The following is a 16,746-nucleotide window of genomic DNA, read 5'->3' as shown; positions in this document are numbered from 1 at the left end:
GCTCCGGGGTTGCCCGCGGACCCCTGCGATCTCGGTGGTTATCCCGGGAAATGAGATGCACGCCCGTGGGATACTCGGCACTTGTCGGAACAACCAAGCACGACCTCACAGGAACGGCAGCTCATGGCCTCGGTCCCTTCCCTCGCTTCTTCGGTCCATCAGCGCGTCGCGGACGCCCTCGCCTCCGCCCTGCCGGAGGCCGGTGCCGCCGACCCGCTGCTGCGACGAAGCGACCGGGCCGACTTCCAGGCCAACGGCATCCTGGCGCTCGCGAAGAAGGCCAAGGCCAACCCGCGCGAGCTGGCCACGACCGTCGTCGGCGGCCTGGACAAGGGCGGGGTGATCGAGGAGATCGAGGTCTCCGGCCCCGGCTTCCTCAACATCACCGTCTCCGACCGGGCGATCATCGAGACCCTGGCGGCGCGGGCCGGCGACGACCGGCTGGGCGTCCCGGTCTCGCCGACGGCCGGCACGACGGTGATCGACTACGCGCAGCCGAACGTGGCGAAGGAGATGCACGTCGGCCACCTGCGGTCGGCGGTCATCGGCGCGGCGATGGTCGAGATCCTGGAGTTCACCGGTGAGACGGTCGTGCGCCGCCACCACATCGGCGACTGGGGCACCCAGTTCGGCATGCTCATCCAGTACCTGATCGAGCACCCGCACGAGCTGGACCACAAGACCGGTACGGACGCCACGGCGGACGTGCAGGCCTCGGGCGAGGAGGCGATGTCCAACCTCAACCGCCTGTACAAGGCCTCGCGGGCGCTGTTCGACGCCGACGAGGAGTTCAAGACGCGGGCCCGGGCCCGGGTCGTGGACCTCCAGGCCGGTGACGAGGAGACGCTGGCGCTGTGGCAGCGGTTCGTCGACGAGTCGAAGATCTACTTCTACTCGGTCTTCAACAAGCTGGACATGGACATCCAGGACCCGGACGTCGTCGGCGAGTCCGGCTACAACGACATGCTGGTCGAGACGTGCCGGCTGCTGGAGGAGTCGGGCGTGGCCGTCCGCTCCAACGGCGCGCTGTGCGTGTTCTTCGACGAGTACAAGGGCCCGGACGGCAACCCGACCCCGCTGATCGTCCAGAAGTCCGACGGCGGCTTCGGGTACGCCGCGACCGACCTCTCGGCGATCCGCGACCGCGTCGGCAACCTGAAGGCCGACACGCTGATCTACGTGGTGGACGCCCGCCAGTCGCTGCACTTCAAGATGGTCTTCGAGACGGCCCGCCGCGCCGGCTGGCTGAACGAGGACACCAAGGCCGTACAGCTGGCCTTCGGCACGGTCCTCGGCAAGGACGGCAAGCCGTTCAAGACCCGCGAGGGCGAGACGGTGCGGCTGGTGGATCTGCTGGACGAGGCCGTCGAGCGGGCGACGGCGGTCGTGCGCGACAAGGCCGACAAGGTGGGTCTGACCGAGGAGGAGATCGTCGAGAACGGGCAGTACGTCGGCATCGGCGCCGTGAAGTACGCGGACCTGTCGACCTCCGCGGCCCGCGACTACAAGTTCGACCTGGACCAGATGGTCTCGCTCAACGGCGACACGTCCGTGTACCTCCAGTACGCGTACGCCCGTATCCGCTCCATCATGCGCAACGCGGGGGACCGCAAGCCGGTCGCCCACCCGGAGCTGGAGCTGGCCCCGGCCGAGCGCGCGCTGGGCCTGCACCTCGACGGCTTCGGCGAGCTGATCGCGGAGGCGGCCGCGGAGTACGCGCCGCACAAGCTGGCCGCGTACCTGTACCAGCTGGCGTCGCTGTACACGACGTTCTACGACCAGTGCCCGGTCGTCCGGCCGGAGCCGGAGCCCGTCGTCGGCGAGAACCGCCTGTTCCTGTGCGACCTGACCGCCCGCACCCTGTCCAAGGGCATGTCCCTGCTCGGCATCCGCACCCCCGAGCGCCTCTGACGCTCCACCGGCTCCACCCGACGGCTCCCGGCGCACCCGCTCCGGGGGCCGTCGCGTTTCCCGGCCGGGGGCCGGGCCGGAGGGCTATCGTGAGAGCGTCCGATCCGAGGAGGAACCGGAAATGACGACCGCGACGCCTGCGTCCGCTCCCGTGCCGCCCATGCCGGAGTACACGCCGAAGGCCCTGCGCGCCGCCATAGCCGCCCACACGCCGGCACTGCTCGCGGACTTCGACGCCGCCTGGCGGCGGCAGATCGCCGATGCCTACGACATTGGCCCCGTCCCGGCGTTCATGGCCCGCTGGTGGGGTGAGTACGCCCTCGCACGGGACCCCGGGCTCCACCGGCACGTCGCCGAGCTCGAAGCGCGGGCCGCCGAAGCCACGGACGCCGATACGGCCCGCAAGCTCCTCGGCGAGGCGTCCCGCATCCACCATGAACTGCGCAGCCTGGAGCCCGGCGAGTGAGCGACGAGTTCACCGGGCCACCGTGGGCCGTGGACTACACCCAGGACGCCGAGAAGTACCGGCTGAGCCTCCCCGACGAACCCCGCGAAGCCCTCCGGGAAGCCGTCTTCGAGCTGCTGACCGCGCGCCGTCCGTACCGCGGGCCCCATGTGGAACCGGCTCGGTCCACGGTCCCGCGGGGCCCGCACATCGCGTACTTCGACAGCAACCGGGGATGGATCCGGTTCGTGTTCCTTCCACGGGTGGCCGAGCCTCAGATCGTGGTCGAGGAGATCTTCTGGCAGTAGTAAGCGCGTCGTGCGTCGGCCGCCCCGCAGCCATGTGACGCGGGACACACCGAACGATTCGGTGGGTCGGGGCCTCTTCTGGGTGTTGTTCGCACGGCACACGACACGAGGGGGCTCCCATGACGGCCATACCGGCGGCACCTACGGCTCGGCCGGCCGCGTTCCGCATCACCGCCATCACCGCACCCATCGGCACCACCGCCCGCCGCCGCGCCGCCGCCGCACTGGCCGGGCTGCTCGCCGCGGACGGGCTCGTGCACCTCTACTGGGCGACCGGCGCGACCTGGCCCGCCGCCGACGAGCGGGACCTGTCGCTGGCCGTCCTCGGCATGGACGTGTCCTTCGCCCCGCCCGTGGTGCTCCCCCTCGCCGCGCTCACCCTCACCGGGGCCGCCGCCGTCCTCGCGCACGGGTACGGCCGCGGCGGCCGGCTCACCCGCCTGGTGACCGGCGCGGTCGCCGCGGGCCTGGCCGTACGGGGCCTTGCCGGCCTGGGGTGGGCGGCCCGGCTCCTCGACAGCCCGCCCGGCCCCTTCCACACCCTGAACCTGCTGCTCTACACCCCCGCCTGCCTCGGCTTCGGCTGGGCCGCCGGCCGCCTCGCGAGAGCCCGGTGAGCGCCCTGACCCCGGCCGACCGCGACCGCGGAGTCGCCCTCGCCCGCGCCGCCCGCGCCGGGAACACCCTCGCGCTGCACGACCTGCTCGACCACCTCGGCCCGTACGTCGCCCGCATCTGCACGCCGATCGCCCTCGCGGACGGCCCGGACGCCACGCAGGAGGCGCTGCTGGCGGTGTTCACGTCGCTGCGGGGCCTGCGCGACCCGGAGACCCTGTACGGGTGGGTGCGCGCGATCGCCGTACGGGAGGCGGTGCGCAGCGCCCGGCGCGCCGCCCGCGCCCGCCCGGCCGAGCTGGCCGACCTGCCCGGGCCCGGCGACCCGCATCTCGCCTCCGACATCGACGACGTCCTGGCCCGGCTCACGCCCGGGCAGCGGGCCGTCCTGGTGCTGCGGGACATCGAGGGCCTGGACGAGGAGTCCGCGGCGGCCCTCCTGGGCGTCCCGGCCGGCACCGCCAAGTCCCGGCTGCACCGGGCCCGTACGAGCTTCCGGAAGGCGTGGTTCTCATGACGTACACCGCTGGCGCGGCGGGCCGCGCGAACCCGGTGGACCCGGGCCCGGACCCGGTGGCCCGGCTTCGGATCATGGCGGCGGGGGTCCGGGGGGCCCGGGTGGTCGAACAGGTCGTTCCGGCTCCGGTGGAGGCCGTCTGGGCGGTGATGTCCGACCTGGAGGGTGAGTTCGGGCGGTTCCAGCCGGACATGCGCAGCCTGCGCGTTCTGCGGGTGGCCGGCGACCGGGTGGAGGCCCTGGCCCGCAGCAAGTACGGCTTCCGCGCCCGCCTGCGCGGGGTGGTCCGGCCGGGGTGGTGCTGGCTGCAGAGCCGCTTCCTGATCATCGGCATGGCGGCGTCCCCGACCCCGGACGGCGGCACCCGCGTGGCCCTGACGGGCGGCGTCCGCGTCCCGGGGCGCGCAGCCGTCGTCCCGGTGGGCACGGCGCGCGAACTGGCGTCCGCGATGGAACGGCTGCGGGAGCGGGTGGCGGCGACCGGGCGCGGGCGCTCGTGAGGGGCCCGGAGGCCCCTCACGGTGTTCGCCCTCTCTTGGCCACTTCCGGGTCAGCTGGTCAGCAGTCAGCTGGTCAGCGGTCAGCTGGTCAGCGGGTATGAGTGCCGGCCGGTTGCCTCGTCGATCTCGCCGTGGGCCTTCTGCAACATCTGGGACGCAAGATCCATCAGCGCCCGCGCGCCGGCGATCTCTTCTCCGACCCTCAGCTGCTCGGGATCGGAGGGGTGGCGCAGGGCGTAGCCGCGCGCTCTCATCTCGGAGCCGTCACCGAGCCTGACCATGGCCGCCGCGGTGGTGCGGTGGCCGTCCTCGGTGAATTCGAGCTCCACATGCCACCCGACCAGTGTGGACATGCTGCATCACCTCCAGGGGTCCGTCACCCTGGTTCCAGGGTGCCCCCGGGGCGGGGGGAGCGCGAGCGGGCGGCCCGGCTGGAGGGCTGGGCGGGAGGGCGGGGAGGGCGGGAGGGGCGGGGTCACGGCCGACCGGGGTCGGGGAGTGTCCGGGGGCGTCCCGGCCGCCCATTGTCCTTCCGGGGTGGGCCGGCCTATCAAGGGCGCTCCTGCGTCGCGTCGCTTCGCGATGGCCTTCGGCCACCCTTGACAGACCGGCCCACCCCGGAATGCCAAAGAGCTGCCGGGAAGCCCCCGAAGGATGGCCAGGGGGAACGATTGAAGGACAGCCCTCGTCAGAGAGGCCGGTCCGGGTCCCGATGTGCGGGATCCTTCCTCCCAGGACCACCACCCCTCCCCGACCCCGGGCATGCGGGAAGCCGAGCCCCAAGGCCCGAAAGAGGGCCCTCTCCGCAGCCGAGGGGCTCCAACCTGCACCAGGCATCAGCGAAATGGCTGCCAGGAGCGGTGCGCGCCCCAAATCGCTACGCGCTCCTCTTTTCTCGGCGTCCGGCCGCCGTCTTGGGCTGGTAGCGCACCAGATCGCTACGCGGTCCCGCGCGTCTCAGCGTCCGACGGCCGTCTGGGGTTGATGGACTGAGCGCATTGCCGGGCCATGGTCGGGAGCGGAAAATGGAGACCAGAGGTATGCCTCAGGAAGGAGCTTCCGATGGCATGGCGAATCGAGGGGACGTATTTCGAGAACTGCAGTTGCAACATGGTGTGCCCCTGCGCAACCTCCGGCTTCTCGGCTCCTGCGGACTACGACCGCTGTCAGGTGGTCCTGGCCTTCCACATCGCTTCCGGTCAGGTCGATGACGTCGACGTGAGCGGCCTGACGGTCGCCGTGGTGGCCGACACCCCGCCGCTCATGAGCGAGGGCAACTGGCGCATGGGCATGTTCATGGACGAGACGGCCTCGCCGGAGCAGGCCGAGGCGCTCGGTGCGGTCTTCTCCGGTCAGCGAGGCGGCCCGATGGAGGCGCTCGCCCCGATGGTCGGCGAGATGCTCGGGCTGGAGACCGCCCGGATCGAATACGTCGATGACGGCCGACGCCACCAGGTGCGGATCGGCGACGCGATCGACATGGAGGTCGAGGACTTCGTCTCCCATCTGGACACGACCGGAAAGGGCGTCAGAGTCAGCGGGGTCGGCTTCCCTGCGGACACCCTCGCGGCCGGGGTCGCGACCAGGTCGCGGGTGAACGCCTTTGGTCTTGCATTCGAAAACGAAGGGAAGAACGCCTTCTCAGCGCCGTTCTCCTGGGCAGCCTGAATGTCGCCTCCCCTCGCTCGGCGTGCGACCACCGAGGGGAGGGTGGTCAGTCGTCGAGGAGGAAGGACAGGGCCTTCTGGAGGTCAGCGGGCTGGTGGTAGTGGAGGCCGGACATTCCCAGGGCGATGGCGGCCTCGACGTTCTCCAGACGATCGTCGATGAACAGGCACCGGGCGGCGGGGACGCCCGCCCGCTCGGCGGCGATCTCGTAGATCGCCCGGTCGGGTTTGGCCACGCCCACGCGGGCGCTGCTGACGACGTGGTCGGCCAGGTCCGCCAGGCCCATCGACTCGAGGTCCCGCTCCAGCTCGAGGGTCGCGTTGGTCACCAGGACCAGCGGCATGTGTCTGCGCGCCCTGCGGAGCAGGGCCACGACAGCCTCGTCGGCCCGGAACGGGGCATCGGCCAGCGCCCGGCCGAGCAACGACGCCCACCCATTCCTCTTTGGAGATCTGGCCCCGCAGGAGCGGCAGGTCGACTTCGGGCGCGAAGGCCACCGTCGCCGTGGCGCCCTCGGCCAGTCCCGCGGCGCGTTCCAGCTCGGCCAGTGGAGCCGTGTCGTAGAAGCGGATCACGTTGTCGAGGTCGCACAGCACCGCGTCGAAGGGCCGGCTCGATATCCGGAAAACCGTCACCGCCCATGTCTAGCACGTCGATTACATCGGCCAGCCGGACCCCAACGCCCCCGGACGACAACGGAATTGGATCGCTGGAGCTCTCACGGCTCGACTAAGGTCCGAGCATGTTCGTTGTCACAGTGACCTATACGGCACCGCTGGAGGTAGTAGACCCGTGGAGGACGGCCCACGGCGACTGGCTAAGAGACCTGATTTCACGGGGAGTTCTCCTGGCGGCCGGGCGCCAAGTTCCTTTGGTGGGTGGCGTCTACCTCGCTGCCGCGATGCCTGCAGAGGACCTCGACCAGATCCTCGCCACCGATCCGTACCTGCTCAACGGTGTTGCCTCGCACAGCGTCGTAGAGTTCGAACCCTTGCTGGTCGGCCCCGGCCTGGAAGCCCTCAAACTCCAGCGGTGATGGGCGCGGCCCAGCGTCTCACCCACAGACGGCCGTCCGACGCTGAGACGCGCGGGACTGCGTCGCGATCTGGTGCGCTACCAGCCCAATACGGCGGCCGGACGCCGAGAAAAGAGGAGCGCGTAGCGATTTGAGGCGCTCCCCGCTCCTGGCGGTCATCTCATTGAAGTCCCGGGCAGGTTGGGCCCTTTGGCCGCGGAGATGGCCCTCACGAGGGCTGTGCAAGGGGCTGTTCCCGCATGCCCGGTGCGGGGCGGGCATGGCACCTCCTCGGGGCCGCTTCCGCCCATGGGACGGGGGAGTGAGGTCTCTGACGAGGGAAGGGGCTGGACTTGACCCCTGGCCATCCTTCGGGGGCTTCCCGGCAGCTCTTTGGCATTGCGGGGTGGGTCGGTCCGTCAAGGGTCGCCGTAGGCGATCGCGTAGCGACGCGACCGCAGGGAGCGCCCTTGACGGGCCGGCCCGCACCGTAAGGACAATGGGCGGCCGGGACGCCCCCGGACACCCTCCGGCGCCGGTCCACCGTGACCCGGTTCGCCGAAGGCACCGCCCAGCAGGGCTGACCCTGCGCCCCCCGCTCCCCCCGCTCCCCCGCCCTTCAGCCCGGGAAGCCAAGGGCCAGGGCGGCAACCACCGGGGCCATGTACACGAGCGGGAAGGGGGCGTGGGCGTACGCGCGGGCCCGCACGACGGTGATGACGGCGCCGGCGAAGTACGCGATGAGCCCGATCGCGGCGAGCAGTCCGATGATCGGCACGGCCAGGCCGACCAGCAGGCCCACGGCGCCGGCGGCCTTGGCCAGGCCGAGCAGGTTCCAGATCTTCCGGGGGACCCCGTACTCGGCCAGCGGCTCGACGACGAACTTGGCCTTGGCGAAGATCGAGGCCCCCGAGAAGCCGGCCATGACAGCGGCGACGACAGTGACGACGGTGGCGGTGGTGGTCATGGGATGTGCTCCTCATCTGCGGGGTCCGTTGTGCTCGTTCACTGGGTTGACCCGCCGCCCCGCACGTGTGTGACAGCCCGCCGAAAAGTTTTTTCAGCGGACCGTCACCCACCTGACGGAGTAGTCCGCCGCCCCGTGAGCCCGCACCCGCCCCCCGCCTACCGTGCACAGCATGGGCACATCGATGCGGCGAGACCGCCCCCGACCCGGAGCCCGCTCCCGCCCGCCCCGACTCCTCGCGCCGGCCCGCCTGGCCCGCCTGGCCCTCCTCCGCTGCCTACGCTGCTGGCGTGCTCCGACCCAAGCCGCCGAGCCCGACGCGGCCGGCGTCTGGCCCCTGCGTTAGTTCTGGATGCGACCACCGGAAAGCCGGCGACCGCGCCCCGGTGCATCGCCCACGATGCCTCTATGAATGAAGACCTGGTGACTTTCCTCAACGCACGGTTGGACGAGGAGGCCGCGCTGGCCCGACGCTGCGATGGCGACGGATGCGGGAAGTGGACCGCTCACGGGCAGACCGTGGACTTCTGCCAAGTGGAGCTCTCCGGGTTCCACCCTGCGATCGCCCTCCACGTGGCGGTGCACGACCCGGCTCGGGTGCTGCGGGAGGTGGAGGCCAAGCGACGCGTTCTGGCCCGCCATGTGCTCAGTCCAGCCGTGCGCGATCCGGAACTCCCGTGGGACAACCGCGATGACTGTCAGTTCGACGGCGATACCTGGCCCTGCGACGACCTGCTCGACCTCGCCTCGCCCTACACCGATCACCCTGACTGCCCCAGGCAAGTTTGAGGCAGCTCCAGGAGCAGGCGACGGCGTCGCCGCGTCCGAGGTCGACTGCGTCGTCGGCTCCAGGACGTCCGGCGCGGCGGGCTGCAGCAGGTCTCCGACTGCCGCTGGCCAGGCGCCCTCAACTCCCGCCATCTGGCCGCCCCGTTGCCGCCGCTCGCCAGCCGCACCCCACCCCCCAACCCCCGAAACCCGACATGCAGAATGATCCGTATGTCGATAGCAAATACCCCAAAAACGGCAACGCTCGACGACGCACCGCTCATCAGCGGCACCCTGGCCCGCGCCTTCGACGACGACCCGATGATGCGCTGGTTCTTCCCTGACGACGCCTCGCGCGAGGCCACCCTCACCCGCTACTTCAGCACCCTCTTCACCCGCCAGTACGGCCTCCACGGCGTCTGCGAACGCACCGACGCCTCGGCCGCGTTCTGGGTGCCGCCGGAGGCGCAGGCCAAGGCCGTGCCCGACGCGGAGACCATCCAGCAGCTGATGGACATCCTCGGCGACCGCGCCCTGCTGTTCCGGGACGCCGTCGGGGAGGCCGCCCAGCACACGCCCCAGGAGCCGCACTGGTACCTGGCTCTGATCGGCGCCGACCCGGCCGCCCAGGGCCAGGGCCACGGCGCGGCCCTGCTGCGCTCGGGCCTGGCCAAGGCCGATGCGGCGGGCCTGCCCGCCTACCTGGAGTCCTCCAAGCCGGAGAACCTGCCCTTCTACGAGCACTTCGGATTCGCCGTGCGCAAGGAGGTGCAGCTCCCGGGCGGCGGTCCGGTGCTGTGGGGCATGTGGCGCGAGCCGCGCCGCCCGGCCGACGCCGCCTGAGCCGCCCAGGCCCGTCCGGGTCGGGCTCAGTACCGGCTTCGAGTGGTGCAGTCCGCCCGCCGCCCTGGTGTGACGATCAGGGCCGCGGGCGGCAGCGACCGCCCGCGCTCAGGCGCATCACGACACGTCGTGACGGACACCGCGCCCATCCCACCAAGCGGTGACCTCGGGCCTGACCGGCGGGAGGGCCCAGGGTTCGAGCGTGCCGTCACAGAGCTCAGCCAGGAACTGCACCATCCCGCCCTCGTAGTGCCACCAGGGCCCGTTGCGCGAGCAGACGGTGACCAGCCACTCCTCCGGGCCGCCTGCGCCGGTACTCCACAGGAAGTCGTCCCCCTCCATGGACTCTCCCCAGGAGAGCAGACTCCCCGGCGCCACCTCCGCCGGGACCAGTCCGCCGTCGGCATAGGAGCCCACCGCTCCCGCTCCTCACGCGACCTTCGGGCCCAGTCGGTCTCCTCCTCCGGCCCGGGGAGGAAGACGCCCATGAAGTCGTCGAGCTCGAACGCGGGATACAGCTCGCAGAGGCGCCTGTAATCGGCGGGCAGGGTGGTCCCGACAGCCTCTGCCGCGGTCAAGTCGTACGTGGCAGGCTCACGCCGACGGTGCTCCACCAGCTCTGTCATGGCCACACCCTGCCATGGCGCTCCGACAAACACACAGGTCAGCGCGATGCCCCAAGGCCAAGGCTCAATGCGCCGGCCCCCCGGCCCCCTCCGACATCGCCCGCAGCCTCCCGCGCAGGCTGTCCAGCAGGACCCGCGCCGCCGGGCTCGCCGGGCCGGTGGAGCGCCAGGCGAGGGCGATGCGGGCGCGGATGCCGGGCCGGACGATGGGCAGGGCCCGCAGAGGCCCGTCGAAGGCCGAGCCGGCTCCGCCCCCGCCTCCGCCCTCCCCGCCCGGCAGCACCGCCACCCCCAGCCCCCGGGCCGCCAGCTGCGCCAACACGTGCGGCGCAGCCGCCTCGAAGGCGACCCGCGGCCGGAATCCCACCCGCCCGCAGGCCCGCTCCAGCGCCGCCCGCACCCCCGTGCCGCGCGGCAGGCAGATCAGCGCCCGGTCGCGCAGCTCGGCCAGCGGGACCCCCGCACCGGGGTCGGCCCGGTCGAAGAGCGGGTCCCCGGCCGCCGCAACCACAGCCAGCGGTACGTCGATCACCGTCTCGAAGGTCAGCCCGGGCGGCGGCTCCTCCTCGGTCGGCCCGAGGAGCGCGATGTCGAGCTCACCGGCCAGCAGCGCGGCCTGCATCCGCTCCGACGCATCCTCGGTGAGGGCGATCTCCAGCGCCGGATGCGCATCGTGGAAGTCCGCCAGGAAGGAGGCGATGTCGAAGGCGTGCCCCGTGGCCCCGGAGACCAGCCCCAGCGAGACCCGGCCGCGCAGCAGCCCCGTGTACGCGTCCGCCGTCTCCCGCACCGCGTCCGCGGCGGCCAGCGCCGCCCGGGCGTAGGGCAGGACGGCCCGGCCCGTCTCGGTCAGGGTCACCGACCGGTGCGAACGGTCGAGCAGCGGCTGCCCCAACTCCTTCTCCAACTGCCGTATCTGAGCGCTCAGACCGGGTTGGGCCAGATGCAGCCGCGCGGCCGCACGCGTGAAGCCGCCCTCCTCGACGACGGTGACGAAGTAGCGCAGCTGCCGGAGTTCCATAACCACCGATGCTAGGTGGCAGCAGAACCATCTATTGGCCATATGAATCAGCCACCCGCAGGCTTGATCACATGCAAAGCGTGACGGATTCCAGGGACCAACGGCCCGGCGTCACGGCGGCCATCGCCGCCGAACGCCGTGAGCTGGCCGACCTCTTCGACGCCCTCCCGGCCGACGACTGGAACGCCCCCAGCCTGTGCGCGGGCTGGACCGTCCGCGAGGTCGTCGCCCACATGTCGATGGGCTTCCGGCTCTCCCTCCCCGCCACCCTGGGCGAACTGCTCAAGGCCCGCGGCAGCCTCCACCGCATGACCGACCGCGTCGCCCGCCGTGACGCCGCCGCCCACACCACCGCCCAGCTCAGCGCCTACCTCCGCGACAACGCCCACCACCCGTGGACCCCGCCGGTCGGCGGGCTCCCGGCCGCCCTCGGCCACGACGTCGTCCACGGCCTGGACGTCACCACCGCCCTCGGGCTCGACCGGCGCGTCCCCGAGGACCGGCTGCGCATCCTGCTCGACGACATCAAGCCGCGCGGCCTGAAGTTCTTCGGCGTCGACCTCACCGGCGTGCGCCTGTGCGCCGAGGACACGGACTGGTCGTACGGGTCCGGGGCGGCGCCCGTGTACGGAGCCGCCCAAGACCTCCTCCTGCTCGCCTTCGGCCGCCGCCTGCCGCCCGGCCGCCTCCGCGGCGACGCGGCCGGCCGCTTCACCGCCGAGCGGGGGTGACGGCCGTGCGCTCCCGCCCCCGCACCCTCCTTGGCCTCGCCCTCTTCTCCACGGGCCTGCTGGCCGGCGCCTTCGGCTACGGCGCCGCCAACCTGGTCCCGACCTTCAACGCCGTGCCGATCGAGATGCGGCTCGACTTCCACGCCGAGCTGATGAAGATGAACGGCATCACCATGCAAGCCACGATGGCGGCCTCGGCCCTGAGCACCCTCGCCCTGGCCGCCTCGGTACGCGGCCGGGCGCGCCGCCTGGCCGGGGCGGCGGGGCTGCTCGCGGTGACCTCGTTCCTGATCACGCGGTTCGGGAACGTCCCGATCAACGGCCGCATCAAGCAGTGGGCCGCCACCGCACCGCCGCCCGGCTACGAGGAGGTCCTGCGCCGCTGGGAACTCTTCAACGACGCCCGCACCGCCACCGCCGCCCTTGCCTTCGGGCTGCTCATCGTGCTCGCCCTCGGGCGGTCATCCGGCGAACTCGCACCACACCACCTTTCCCGGTACGCGCAGCCCGACGCCCCAGCGGTCGGCGACCGCCGCGACCAGTAGCAGACCCCGCCCGCCGGCCGCGTCCGCGTCCCGGTCCCCGATGCGGGGGCGGCCGCCCCCGCTGTCGTGCACCTCGATGCGGACCGCCCCGTCGAAGCGGAGCAGCCGCAGGAGGTATCCCCGGCCGGGCGGCACGCCGTGCAGGAGGGCATTGGTGGCCAGCTCGCTCACGCAGAGCGACATGTCGTCGAGGCGTGATGTGACACCCCACGCGTGCAGTGTCACTGCCGTGAACTCCCTGGCTGCCGCCACTGTTTGGACAGTCCGGGGATACAAACGCTCCCGCAGCAGGGCGGGTTGAATATCGACGTTCACGGGACGATCGTCGCGGTGCGTGATTAACGTGAGGGAGTCGACCCACTCGTACTCTCCGCTGAGTACGGGTTGGTACGGCTATCTCTCGTGCTCAGGTGGGGAGTTCGGATTCATGCCACCAAGGAAGCGGCCTCGGCCCAACGCGACAGCAATGAAGATGGTCGGTGACCAAGTCGCCACCGGCCGCACCGCCAAAGGACTGACACAGCGCGCACTCGCCGAAAAGGCGATCGTGGACATCGAGACGCTGGCCTCGATCGAGCAGGGCAGGCGGGTCCTGATGCCCGATGTCGCCGAGCGCCTGGACCGGATCCTGGGCCTGCCGGGGCTCCTCACCGTCGCCGCCAACCGGCTGCCGGAGGTCGACATGATCCCGGCCTGGGCCGAGGAGTACATGGAGCGGGAGGCCGAGGCGCTGGCCCTCTCCTGGTTCGACACCTTGGCCGTACCCGGACTGCTTCAGACGGAGGAGTACGCCCGCGCAGTGCTCAGCTGCCGTGTGCCGTTCATCGGTGAGGAGAAGATCGAGCTTCAGACCGCCCGACGCATGAAGCGCCAGGAGATCCTGCGCCGCCCGATCCCGCCCACCCTCAGCTTCGTGATCTGCGAGGGGGCCCTTCGCGACCGGATCGGCGGGGACGAGGTGTACCGGGAGCAGCTTCGGCACCTGCGGGCCTGCGCCGACCGCCCGGCCATCTCCATCCAGGTACTGCCACTGGGCATCACCGCGCACGCAGGCCTCGATGGCCCGTTCACCTTGCTGGAAACACCCGAGCATCAGCTCCTCGCGTACTCGGAGACCCAGCGCGGCAGCATCCTCGTACGTGACCCGAACGAGGTCAGCATCCTCTCGCAGAAGTATGCGATGCTGCGGTCACAGGCCCTCAACTTCGTCGAGACGAAGGACCTGTTGGACCGGTTGCTAGGAGAGCTATGAGCACCGCACTGAATTGGTTCAAGTCCAGCTACAGCGGCAGCGAGGGCGGCCAGTGCCTGGAAGTGGCCATCACCTGGCGGAAGTCGTCGCACAGCGGCAGTGAAGGCGGCGACTGCGTAGAGGTGGCAGCCTGCCCGTACGCCGACAAGATCCACGTCCGGGACTCCAAGGTCCCCGACGGCCCCACCCTCACCCTCGCGCCCGCGAGCTGGGCGCGGCTGACCGGCTGGGTCGGCGTCTGAGCGCAGACCCCGCCTGACCAGGGCCGCCACCCCACCCGGGGGCGGCCCTTCCCCATGTCCGGCCCCGGCGCCCCCGGGCCGCCCCCGCCCCGGTGCCACAGTCCTCTCGCGTAACAGCGCAGGCAGCGCAGTCGGCGCCGGAAGGAGAGGGATGAGCAGGGCCAGACAGAGGGGCGGCGGCGCATGGTGAGCCCGAGCCCCCGCAGCCAAGCCCGACGACACCCCCGCCCGCGCCGGCACCGACCGCGGCCTCGGGGACACCGGGAACGAGCCGCACAACGCCACCGTCCGGCGAAGCCATGGGCAGCGCCGCAACACAGGAAGCCTCCGCCCCCTCCCCCGGGGGAGGCGGAGGCTTCCCCATGTGCTCCCGCCATTGTGGCGCGCAAGGGGCAGAACTGAAACGAATTTCTAGAAAATCATTCGGGCCTGAGGGAGCGCCAGATCACATCGGGCAGAAGCCGCGCCGCCTCGTCCAGGTCCAGCTCGTACGTACTGGACAGCCAGCGCCGGGCCGCCTCCGCGACCGGCCCCATGACCATGACCTCGACCAGCGGCCCGGGCAGCGGGACGATCTCCCCCTTCGCCATCCGCGAGCCCATCCACCCGAGTATCCCGGCGAGTTGCTCCTCGCGCGCCGCGCGGATCTCCTCGGCGTGGACGGCGAGGTAGCCGGAGTACGCCGAGGCGTGCAGGAAGAGGGCGGCGTCCCGCTGCTCCCGGGTGAACTTCAAGTAGGCGCCCACCAGCGCCTTCACCCCGGTACGGGCGGTGCGGGCCCGAGTGACGGCGGCCGTCAGGTCGGCGAACAGCCGCCCCATACAGCGCGTGTACAGGGCGGCGGCGAGCCCGTCGAAACTGCCGAAGTGGTGGTACAGACTCCCGAGGCTGACGCCGCTGGAAGCCGTAACCGCATTGACGGTGAAGCCCTGTTGGCCGGATTCGGCGTACACGCGCAAGGCGGCGGCCAGAAGGAGTTCCACGGTGGCCTCGCCACGCTGCTGCTTCGCCATGCGGTCAGCCTAGAGCAGCATGAAAGCGGCGAACCCTGCCAGACCCTCCCGGACCCTGCCGGATCCGGCCAACGGGACTGCTACCGGGCCCGGTTGAGCCAGCCGGCGACCTCGGTCGCCCAGTACGTGAGGATGGTGTCCGCGCCGGCCCGCTTGATGCCGGTCAGGGTCTCCAGGATGGCCCGGTCCCGCTCCACCCAGCCCTTCTCGGCGGCCGCCTCGATCATCGCGTATTCGCCGGAGATCTGGTACGCCGCCACCGGCACGTCCACGGCCTGCGCGACGCGGTAGAGGATGTCCAGGTAGGGGCCGGCCGGCTTGACCATCACCATGTCGGCGCCCTCCTCCAGGTCGAGCGCGAGCTCGCGCAGCGACTCGCGGGCGTTCGCCGGGTCCTGCTGGTACGTCTTGCGGTCGCCCTGGAGGCTGGAGGCGACGGCCTCGCGGAACGGGCCGTAGAACGCGGACGAATACTTCGCCGTGTAGGCGAGGATGGACACGTCCTCGTGCCCGGTCTCGTCGAGGGCGTCGCGGATGACGCCGACCTGGCCGTCCATCATGCCGCTGGGGCCGACGACGTGTACCCCCGCATCGGCCTGCACCTGAGCCATCTCGGCGTACCGCTCGAGGGTGGCGTCGTTGTCGACCCGCCCCTGGGCATCAAGCACGCCGCAGTGGCCGTGGTCGGTGTACTCGTCCAGACACAGGTCGGACATGATGACGAGGTCGTCGCCGACCTCCGCCTTCACGTCGCGGATGGCGACCTGGAGGATCCCGTCGGGCTCGGTGCCCGCCGTACCCAGCGCGTCCTTGTTCTCGTCGGCCGGGACACCGAACAGCATGATCCCCGCCACGCCCGCCTCGACGGCCTCGACGGCGGCCTTGCGGAGCGTGTCCCGGGTGTGCTGGACCACGCCCGGCATGGCGGAGATCGCCAGCGGCTCGGTGATCCCCTCCCGGACGAACGCCGGGAGGATCAGGTCCGAGGGGTGCAGCCGGGTCTCCGCGACCATGCGGCGCATGGCCGGGGTGGTACGCAGGCGGCGGGGCCGCGAGCCGGGGAAGGATCCGTACGCGCTCATCTTTGGTCGCCTCTTCGAGCTTCGACAGCAGTCCCCCCAAGCCTAGGCCCTGGCCGGGCGCCGACCGGGGGCGGGCACGGCCCGACGGCCGGCCTACGGCAGGTCGAGCAGAGCCGAGAAGAAGAGCGTGCTCAGCACAACCGTCCCCGGAGCGGCAAGGGCGAGCAGGGCACGGCGGACGGCGTTGCCCCGCCGCCACGGCAGGACCCAGCAGGCCGCGAGCAGGACGAAGGCGAGTACGAGGCCGCCCAGGAACAGCGGCCAGGCGATCTCGAAGCTCGCGTCGAAGGCGCTGGCCTCCTGCTCGTCACAGGAGTCGCAGCCCATCGGCGACATCCCCGCGTAGAAGAACGCCAGGAGGCCCATCGGCACGGTCAGCAGGGTGGAGAGCAGCGGCGCCACGAAGGCCCACTCGTCGTGGCTGTCCGGCGTACCCGGGGCGGCGTTCTCGGTCATGGGTCCACTGAACCGCGGCGGTGGGCGCGCGGGCATCCGCCCAGGTACTCAACTCCCGCCTGGGCACGCCCCGCACGACCCAGCCCTCCGAAGCCGAGGTCCGGCATTCCCAACCCCGCGGGCCTTCGAAGCCGAGGTCCGGCAAAAGTTCCTTGGGGCGCCGCCCCAAACCCCGCGCCTCAAACGCCGGCGGGGCTGAAAATGCCCACCCCCCGCGGCGA

The 16,746-nt window shown here is 71.4% G+C and carries 22 protein-coding genes and 1 pseudogene; 14 read left to right on the top strand and 9 right to left on the bottom strand.

Annotated elements, in window-relative coordinates:
* The first annotated feature begins 123 nt into the window (after positions 1–123).
* The 6 genes from argS to AB0F11_RS19310 all read left to right on the top strand — a co-directional run bounded on the left by argS (position 124) and on the right by AB0F11_RS19310 (position 4,296).
* The gene (gene argS, locus AB0F11_RS19335; RefSeq protein ID WP_362174906.1) at positions 124–1,911 is read left to right on the top strand and encodes an arginine--tRNA ligase; all 1,788 of its coding nucleotides are present in this window, start codon (positions 124–126) and stop codon (positions 1,909–1,911) included.
* A gap of 121 nt (positions 1,912–2,032) precedes the next feature.
* Positions 2,033–2,377 (top strand): DUF6247 family protein, encoded by a 345-nt coding sequence (locus AB0F11_RS19330; protein ID WP_362174903.1) that lies wholly within the window; start codon positions 2,033–2,035, stop codon positions 2,375–2,377.
* Positions 2,374–2,664 (top strand): hypothetical protein, encoded by a 291-nt coding sequence (locus AB0F11_RS19325; protein ID WP_362174900.1) that lies wholly within the window; start codon positions 2,374–2,376, stop codon positions 2,662–2,664. The genes AB0F11_RS19330 and AB0F11_RS19325 overlap by 4 nt, the downstream gene beginning before the upstream one ends.
* Before the next feature lie 119 nt (positions 2,665–2,783).
* Positions 2,784–3,281 (top strand): DUF3995 domain-containing protein, encoded by a 498-nt coding sequence (locus AB0F11_RS19320; RefSeq protein WP_362174897.1) that lies wholly within the window; start codon positions 2,784–2,786, stop codon positions 3,279–3,281.
* Positions 3,278–3,796, top strand: coding sequence for a sigma-70 family RNA polymerase sigma factor (locus tag AB0F11_RS19315; RefSeq protein ID WP_362174895.1), 519 nt, complete (start codon positions 3,278–3,280; stop codon positions 3,794–3,796). The genes AB0F11_RS19320 and AB0F11_RS19315 overlap by 4 nt, the downstream gene beginning before the upstream one ends.
* Positions 3,793–4,296: a hypothetical protein gene (locus tag AB0F11_RS19310; RefSeq protein ID WP_362174893.1), complete on the top strand. Its 504-nt coding sequence runs from the start codon at positions 3,793–3,795 to the stop codon at positions 4,294–4,296. Before AB0F11_RS19315 ends, AB0F11_RS19310 begins: the two co-directional genes overlap by 4 nt.
* Before the next feature lie 80 nt (positions 4,297–4,376).
* Here AB0F11_RS19310 and AB0F11_RS19305 read toward each other — a convergent pair whose 3' ends face one another.
* Positions 4,377–4,649, bottom strand: a complete 273-nt coding sequence (locus AB0F11_RS19305; protein ID WP_362174890.1) for a DUF1876 domain-containing protein — start codon at positions 4,647–4,649, stop codon at positions 4,377–4,379.
* A 709-nt stretch (positions 4,650–5,358) separates the two neighbouring features.
* Here AB0F11_RS19305 and AB0F11_RS19300 point away from each other — a divergent pair.
* Positions 5,359–5,964 (top strand): DUF1326 domain-containing protein, encoded by a 606-nt coding sequence (locus tag AB0F11_RS19300; protein WP_362174888.1) that lies wholly within the window; start codon positions 5,359–5,361, stop codon positions 5,962–5,964.
* A 46-nt stretch (positions 5,965–6,010) separates the two neighbouring features.
* Here the strand turns inward: AB0F11_RS19300 and AB0F11_RS19295 are convergent.
* A pseudogene (locus AB0F11_RS19295) lies at positions 6,011–6,599 on the bottom strand (HAD-IA family hydrolase).
* 107 nt (positions 6,600–6,706) lie between these two features.
* On the opposite strand from AB0F11_RS19295, the gene AB0F11_RS19290 reads away from it, so the two are divergent.
* Positions 6,707–7,000 (top strand): YciI family protein, encoded by a 294-nt coding sequence (locus AB0F11_RS19290; protein ID WP_362174885.1) that lies wholly within the window; start codon positions 6,707–6,709, stop codon positions 6,998–7,000.
* A gap of 598 nt (positions 7,001–7,598) precedes the next feature.
* On the opposite strand, the gene AB0F11_RS19285 is transcribed toward AB0F11_RS19290, so the two are convergent.
* Positions 7,599–7,946, bottom strand: coding sequence for a DoxX family protein (locus AB0F11_RS19285; protein WP_362174882.1), 348 nt, complete (start codon positions 7,944–7,946; stop codon positions 7,599–7,601).
* A gap of 408 nt (positions 7,947–8,354) precedes the next feature.
* On the opposite strand from AB0F11_RS19285, the gene AB0F11_RS19280 reads away from it, so the two are divergent.
* Positions 8,355–8,735: a DUF6221 family protein gene (locus AB0F11_RS19280; RefSeq protein ID WP_362174880.1), complete on the top strand. Its 381-nt coding sequence runs from the start codon at positions 8,355–8,357 to the stop codon at positions 8,733–8,735.
* 201 nt (positions 8,736–8,936) lie between these two features.
* The gene (locus AB0F11_RS19275) at positions 8,937–9,557 is read left to right on the top strand and encodes a GNAT family N-acetyltransferase (RefSeq protein WP_362174877.1); all 621 of its coding nucleotides are present in this window, start codon (positions 8,937–8,939) and stop codon (positions 9,555–9,557) included.
* A 117-nt stretch (positions 9,558–9,674) separates the two neighbouring features.
* Here the strand turns inward: AB0F11_RS19275 and AB0F11_RS19270 are convergent, their stop codons facing one another.
* Both AB0F11_RS19270 and AB0F11_RS19265 read right to left on the bottom strand, forming a co-directional pair.
* Positions 9,675–9,974 carry a hypothetical protein gene (locus AB0F11_RS19270; protein ID WP_362174874.1) on the bottom strand — a complete coding sequence of 100 codons (300 nt, stop codon included), beginning with the start codon at positions 9,972–9,974 and terminating at the stop codon, positions 9,675–9,677.
* Between the two features lie 273 nt (positions 9,975–10,247).
* The gene (locus AB0F11_RS19265; RefSeq protein WP_362174871.1) at positions 10,248–11,204 is read right to left on the bottom strand and encodes a LysR family transcriptional regulator; all 957 of its coding nucleotides are present in this window, start codon (positions 11,202–11,204) and stop codon (positions 10,248–10,250) included.
* 71 nt (positions 11,205–11,275) lie between these two features.
* Here AB0F11_RS19265 and AB0F11_RS19260 point away from each other — a divergent pair, with 71 nt between their 5' ends.
* Together AB0F11_RS19260 and AB0F11_RS19255 are read left to right on the top strand one after the other, a co-directional pair.
* Entirely contained in the window at positions 11,276–11,935 is a 660-nt protein-coding gene (locus AB0F11_RS19260; RefSeq protein WP_362174868.1) for a maleylpyruvate isomerase family mycothiol-dependent enzyme, read from the top strand.
* Between the two features lie 5 nt (positions 11,936–11,940).
* The gene (locus tag AB0F11_RS19255; protein WP_362174865.1) at positions 11,941–12,480 is read left to right on the top strand and encodes a DUF1772 domain-containing protein; all 540 of its coding nucleotides are present in this window, start codon (positions 11,941–11,943) and stop codon (positions 12,478–12,480) included.
* Here AB0F11_RS19255 and AB0F11_RS19250 read toward each other — a convergent pair.
* The gene (locus AB0F11_RS19250; protein WP_362174863.1) at positions 12,397–12,705 is read right to left on the bottom strand and encodes an ATP-binding protein; all 309 of its coding nucleotides are present in this window, start codon (positions 12,703–12,705) and stop codon (positions 12,397–12,399) included. The genes AB0F11_RS19255 and AB0F11_RS19250 overlap by 84 nt on opposite strands.
* 241 nt (positions 12,706–12,946) lie before the next feature.
* On the opposite strand from AB0F11_RS19250, the gene AB0F11_RS19245 reads away from it, so the two are divergent.
* Both AB0F11_RS19245 and AB0F11_RS19240 read left to right on the top strand, forming a co-directional pair.
* Positions 12,947–13,732, top strand: coding sequence for a helix-turn-helix transcriptional regulator (locus AB0F11_RS19245; protein ID WP_362174860.1), 786 nt, complete (start codon positions 12,947–12,949; stop codon positions 13,730–13,732).
* Positions 13,729–13,974, top strand: a complete 246-nt coding sequence (locus tag AB0F11_RS19240) for a DUF397 domain-containing protein (RefSeq protein WP_362174857.1) — start codon at positions 13,729–13,731, stop codon at positions 13,972–13,974. The genes AB0F11_RS19245 and AB0F11_RS19240 overlap by 4 nt, the downstream gene beginning before the upstream one ends.
* A 419-nt stretch (positions 13,975–14,393) precedes the next feature.
* On the opposite strand, the gene AB0F11_RS19235 is transcribed toward AB0F11_RS19240, so the two are convergent.
* The 3 genes from AB0F11_RS19235 to AB0F11_RS19225 form a co-directional block, all read right to left on the bottom strand.
* The gene (locus AB0F11_RS19235; RefSeq protein ID WP_362174854.1) at positions 14,394–14,987 is read right to left on the bottom strand and encodes a TetR/AcrR family transcriptional regulator; all 594 of its coding nucleotides are present in this window, start codon (positions 14,985–14,987) and stop codon (positions 14,394–14,396) included.
* Between the two features lie 80 nt (positions 14,988–15,067).
* Complete coding sequence (gene hemB, locus AB0F11_RS19230; RefSeq protein ID WP_361909830.1) at positions 15,068–16,069, bottom strand: porphobilinogen synthase; 1,002 nt, start codon at positions 16,067–16,069, stop codon at positions 15,068–15,070.
* 93 nt (positions 16,070–16,162) lie between these two features.
* Entirely contained in the window at positions 16,163–16,525 is a 363-nt protein-coding gene (locus AB0F11_RS19225; RefSeq protein ID WP_362174851.1) for a hypothetical protein, read from the bottom strand.
* Between the last annotated feature and the right edge of the window lie 221 nt (positions 16,526–16,746).

Origin of the sequence: Streptomyces sp. NPDC032472 (genome assembly GCF_040636955.1) — a bacterium.
Lineage (GTDB): Bacteria > Actinomycetota > Actinomycetes > Streptomycetales > Streptomycetaceae > Streptomyces.
Note: the sequence above shows the minus strand (reverse complement) of the source record. Positions and strands in the feature narration are given on the sequence as shown.

Bases quoted from the DNA above. Each gene is read 5' to 3' on its own strand.
- argS (WP_362174906.1), top strand. From the start codon at position 124: ATGGCCTCGGTCCCTTCCCTCGCTTCTTCGGTCCATCAGCGCGTCGCG.
- AB0F11_RS19330 (WP_362174903.1), top strand. From the start codon at position 2,033: ATGACGACCGCGACGCCTGCGTCCGCTCCCGTGCCGCCCATGCCGGAG.
- AB0F11_RS19320 (WP_362174897.1), top strand. From the start codon at position 2,784: ATGACGGCCATACCGGCGGCACCTACGGCTCGGCCGGCCGCGTTCCGC.
- AB0F11_RS19310 (WP_362174893.1), top strand. From the start codon at position 3,793: ATGACGTACACCGCTGGCGCGGCGGGCCGCGCGAACCCGGTGGACCCG.
- AB0F11_RS19305 (WP_362174890.1), bottom strand. From the start codon at position 4,649: ATGTCCACACTGGTCGGGTGGCATGTGGAGCTCGAATTCACCGAGGAC.
- AB0F11_RS19300 (WP_362174888.1), top strand. From the start codon at position 5,359: ATGGCATGGCGAATCGAGGGGACGTATTTCGAGAACTGCAGTTGCAAC.
- AB0F11_RS19290 (WP_362174885.1), top strand. From the start codon at position 6,707: ATGTTCGTTGTCACAGTGACCTATACGGCACCGCTGGAGGTAGTAGAC.
- AB0F11_RS19285 (WP_362174882.1), bottom strand. From the start codon at position 7,946: ATGACCACCACCGCCACCGTCGTCACTGTCGTCGCCGCTGTCATGGCC.
- AB0F11_RS19280 (WP_362174880.1), top strand. From the start codon at position 8,355: ATGAATGAAGACCTGGTGACTTTCCTCAACGCACGGTTGGACGAGGAG.
- AB0F11_RS19275 (WP_362174877.1), top strand. From the start codon at position 8,937: ATGATCCGTATGTCGATAGCAAATACCCCAAAAACGGCAACGCTCGAC.
- AB0F11_RS19265 (WP_362174871.1), bottom strand. From the start codon at position 11,204: ATGGAACTCCGGCAGCTGCGCTACTTCGTCACCGTCGTCGAGGAGGGC.
- AB0F11_RS19260 (WP_362174868.1), top strand. From the start codon at position 11,276: ATGCAAAGCGTGACGGATTCCAGGGACCAACGGCCCGGCGTCACGGCG.
- AB0F11_RS19245 (WP_362174860.1), top strand. From the start codon at position 12,947: ATGAAGATGGTCGGTGACCAAGTCGCCACCGGCCGCACCGCCAAAGGA.
- AB0F11_RS19240 (WP_362174857.1), top strand. From the start codon at position 13,729: ATGAGCACCGCACTGAATTGGTTCAAGTCCAGCTACAGCGGCAGCGAG.
- AB0F11_RS19235 (WP_362174854.1), bottom strand. From the start codon at position 14,987: ATGGCGAAGCAGCAGCGTGGCGAGGCCACCGTGGAACTCCTTCTGGCC.
- hemB (WP_361909830.1), bottom strand. From the start codon at position 16,069: ATGAGCGCGTACGGATCCTTCCCCGGCTCGCGGCCCCGCCGCCTGCGT.
- AB0F11_RS19225 (WP_362174851.1), bottom strand. From the start codon at position 16,525: ATGACCGAGAACGCCGCCCCGGGTACGCCGGACAGCCACGACGAGTGG.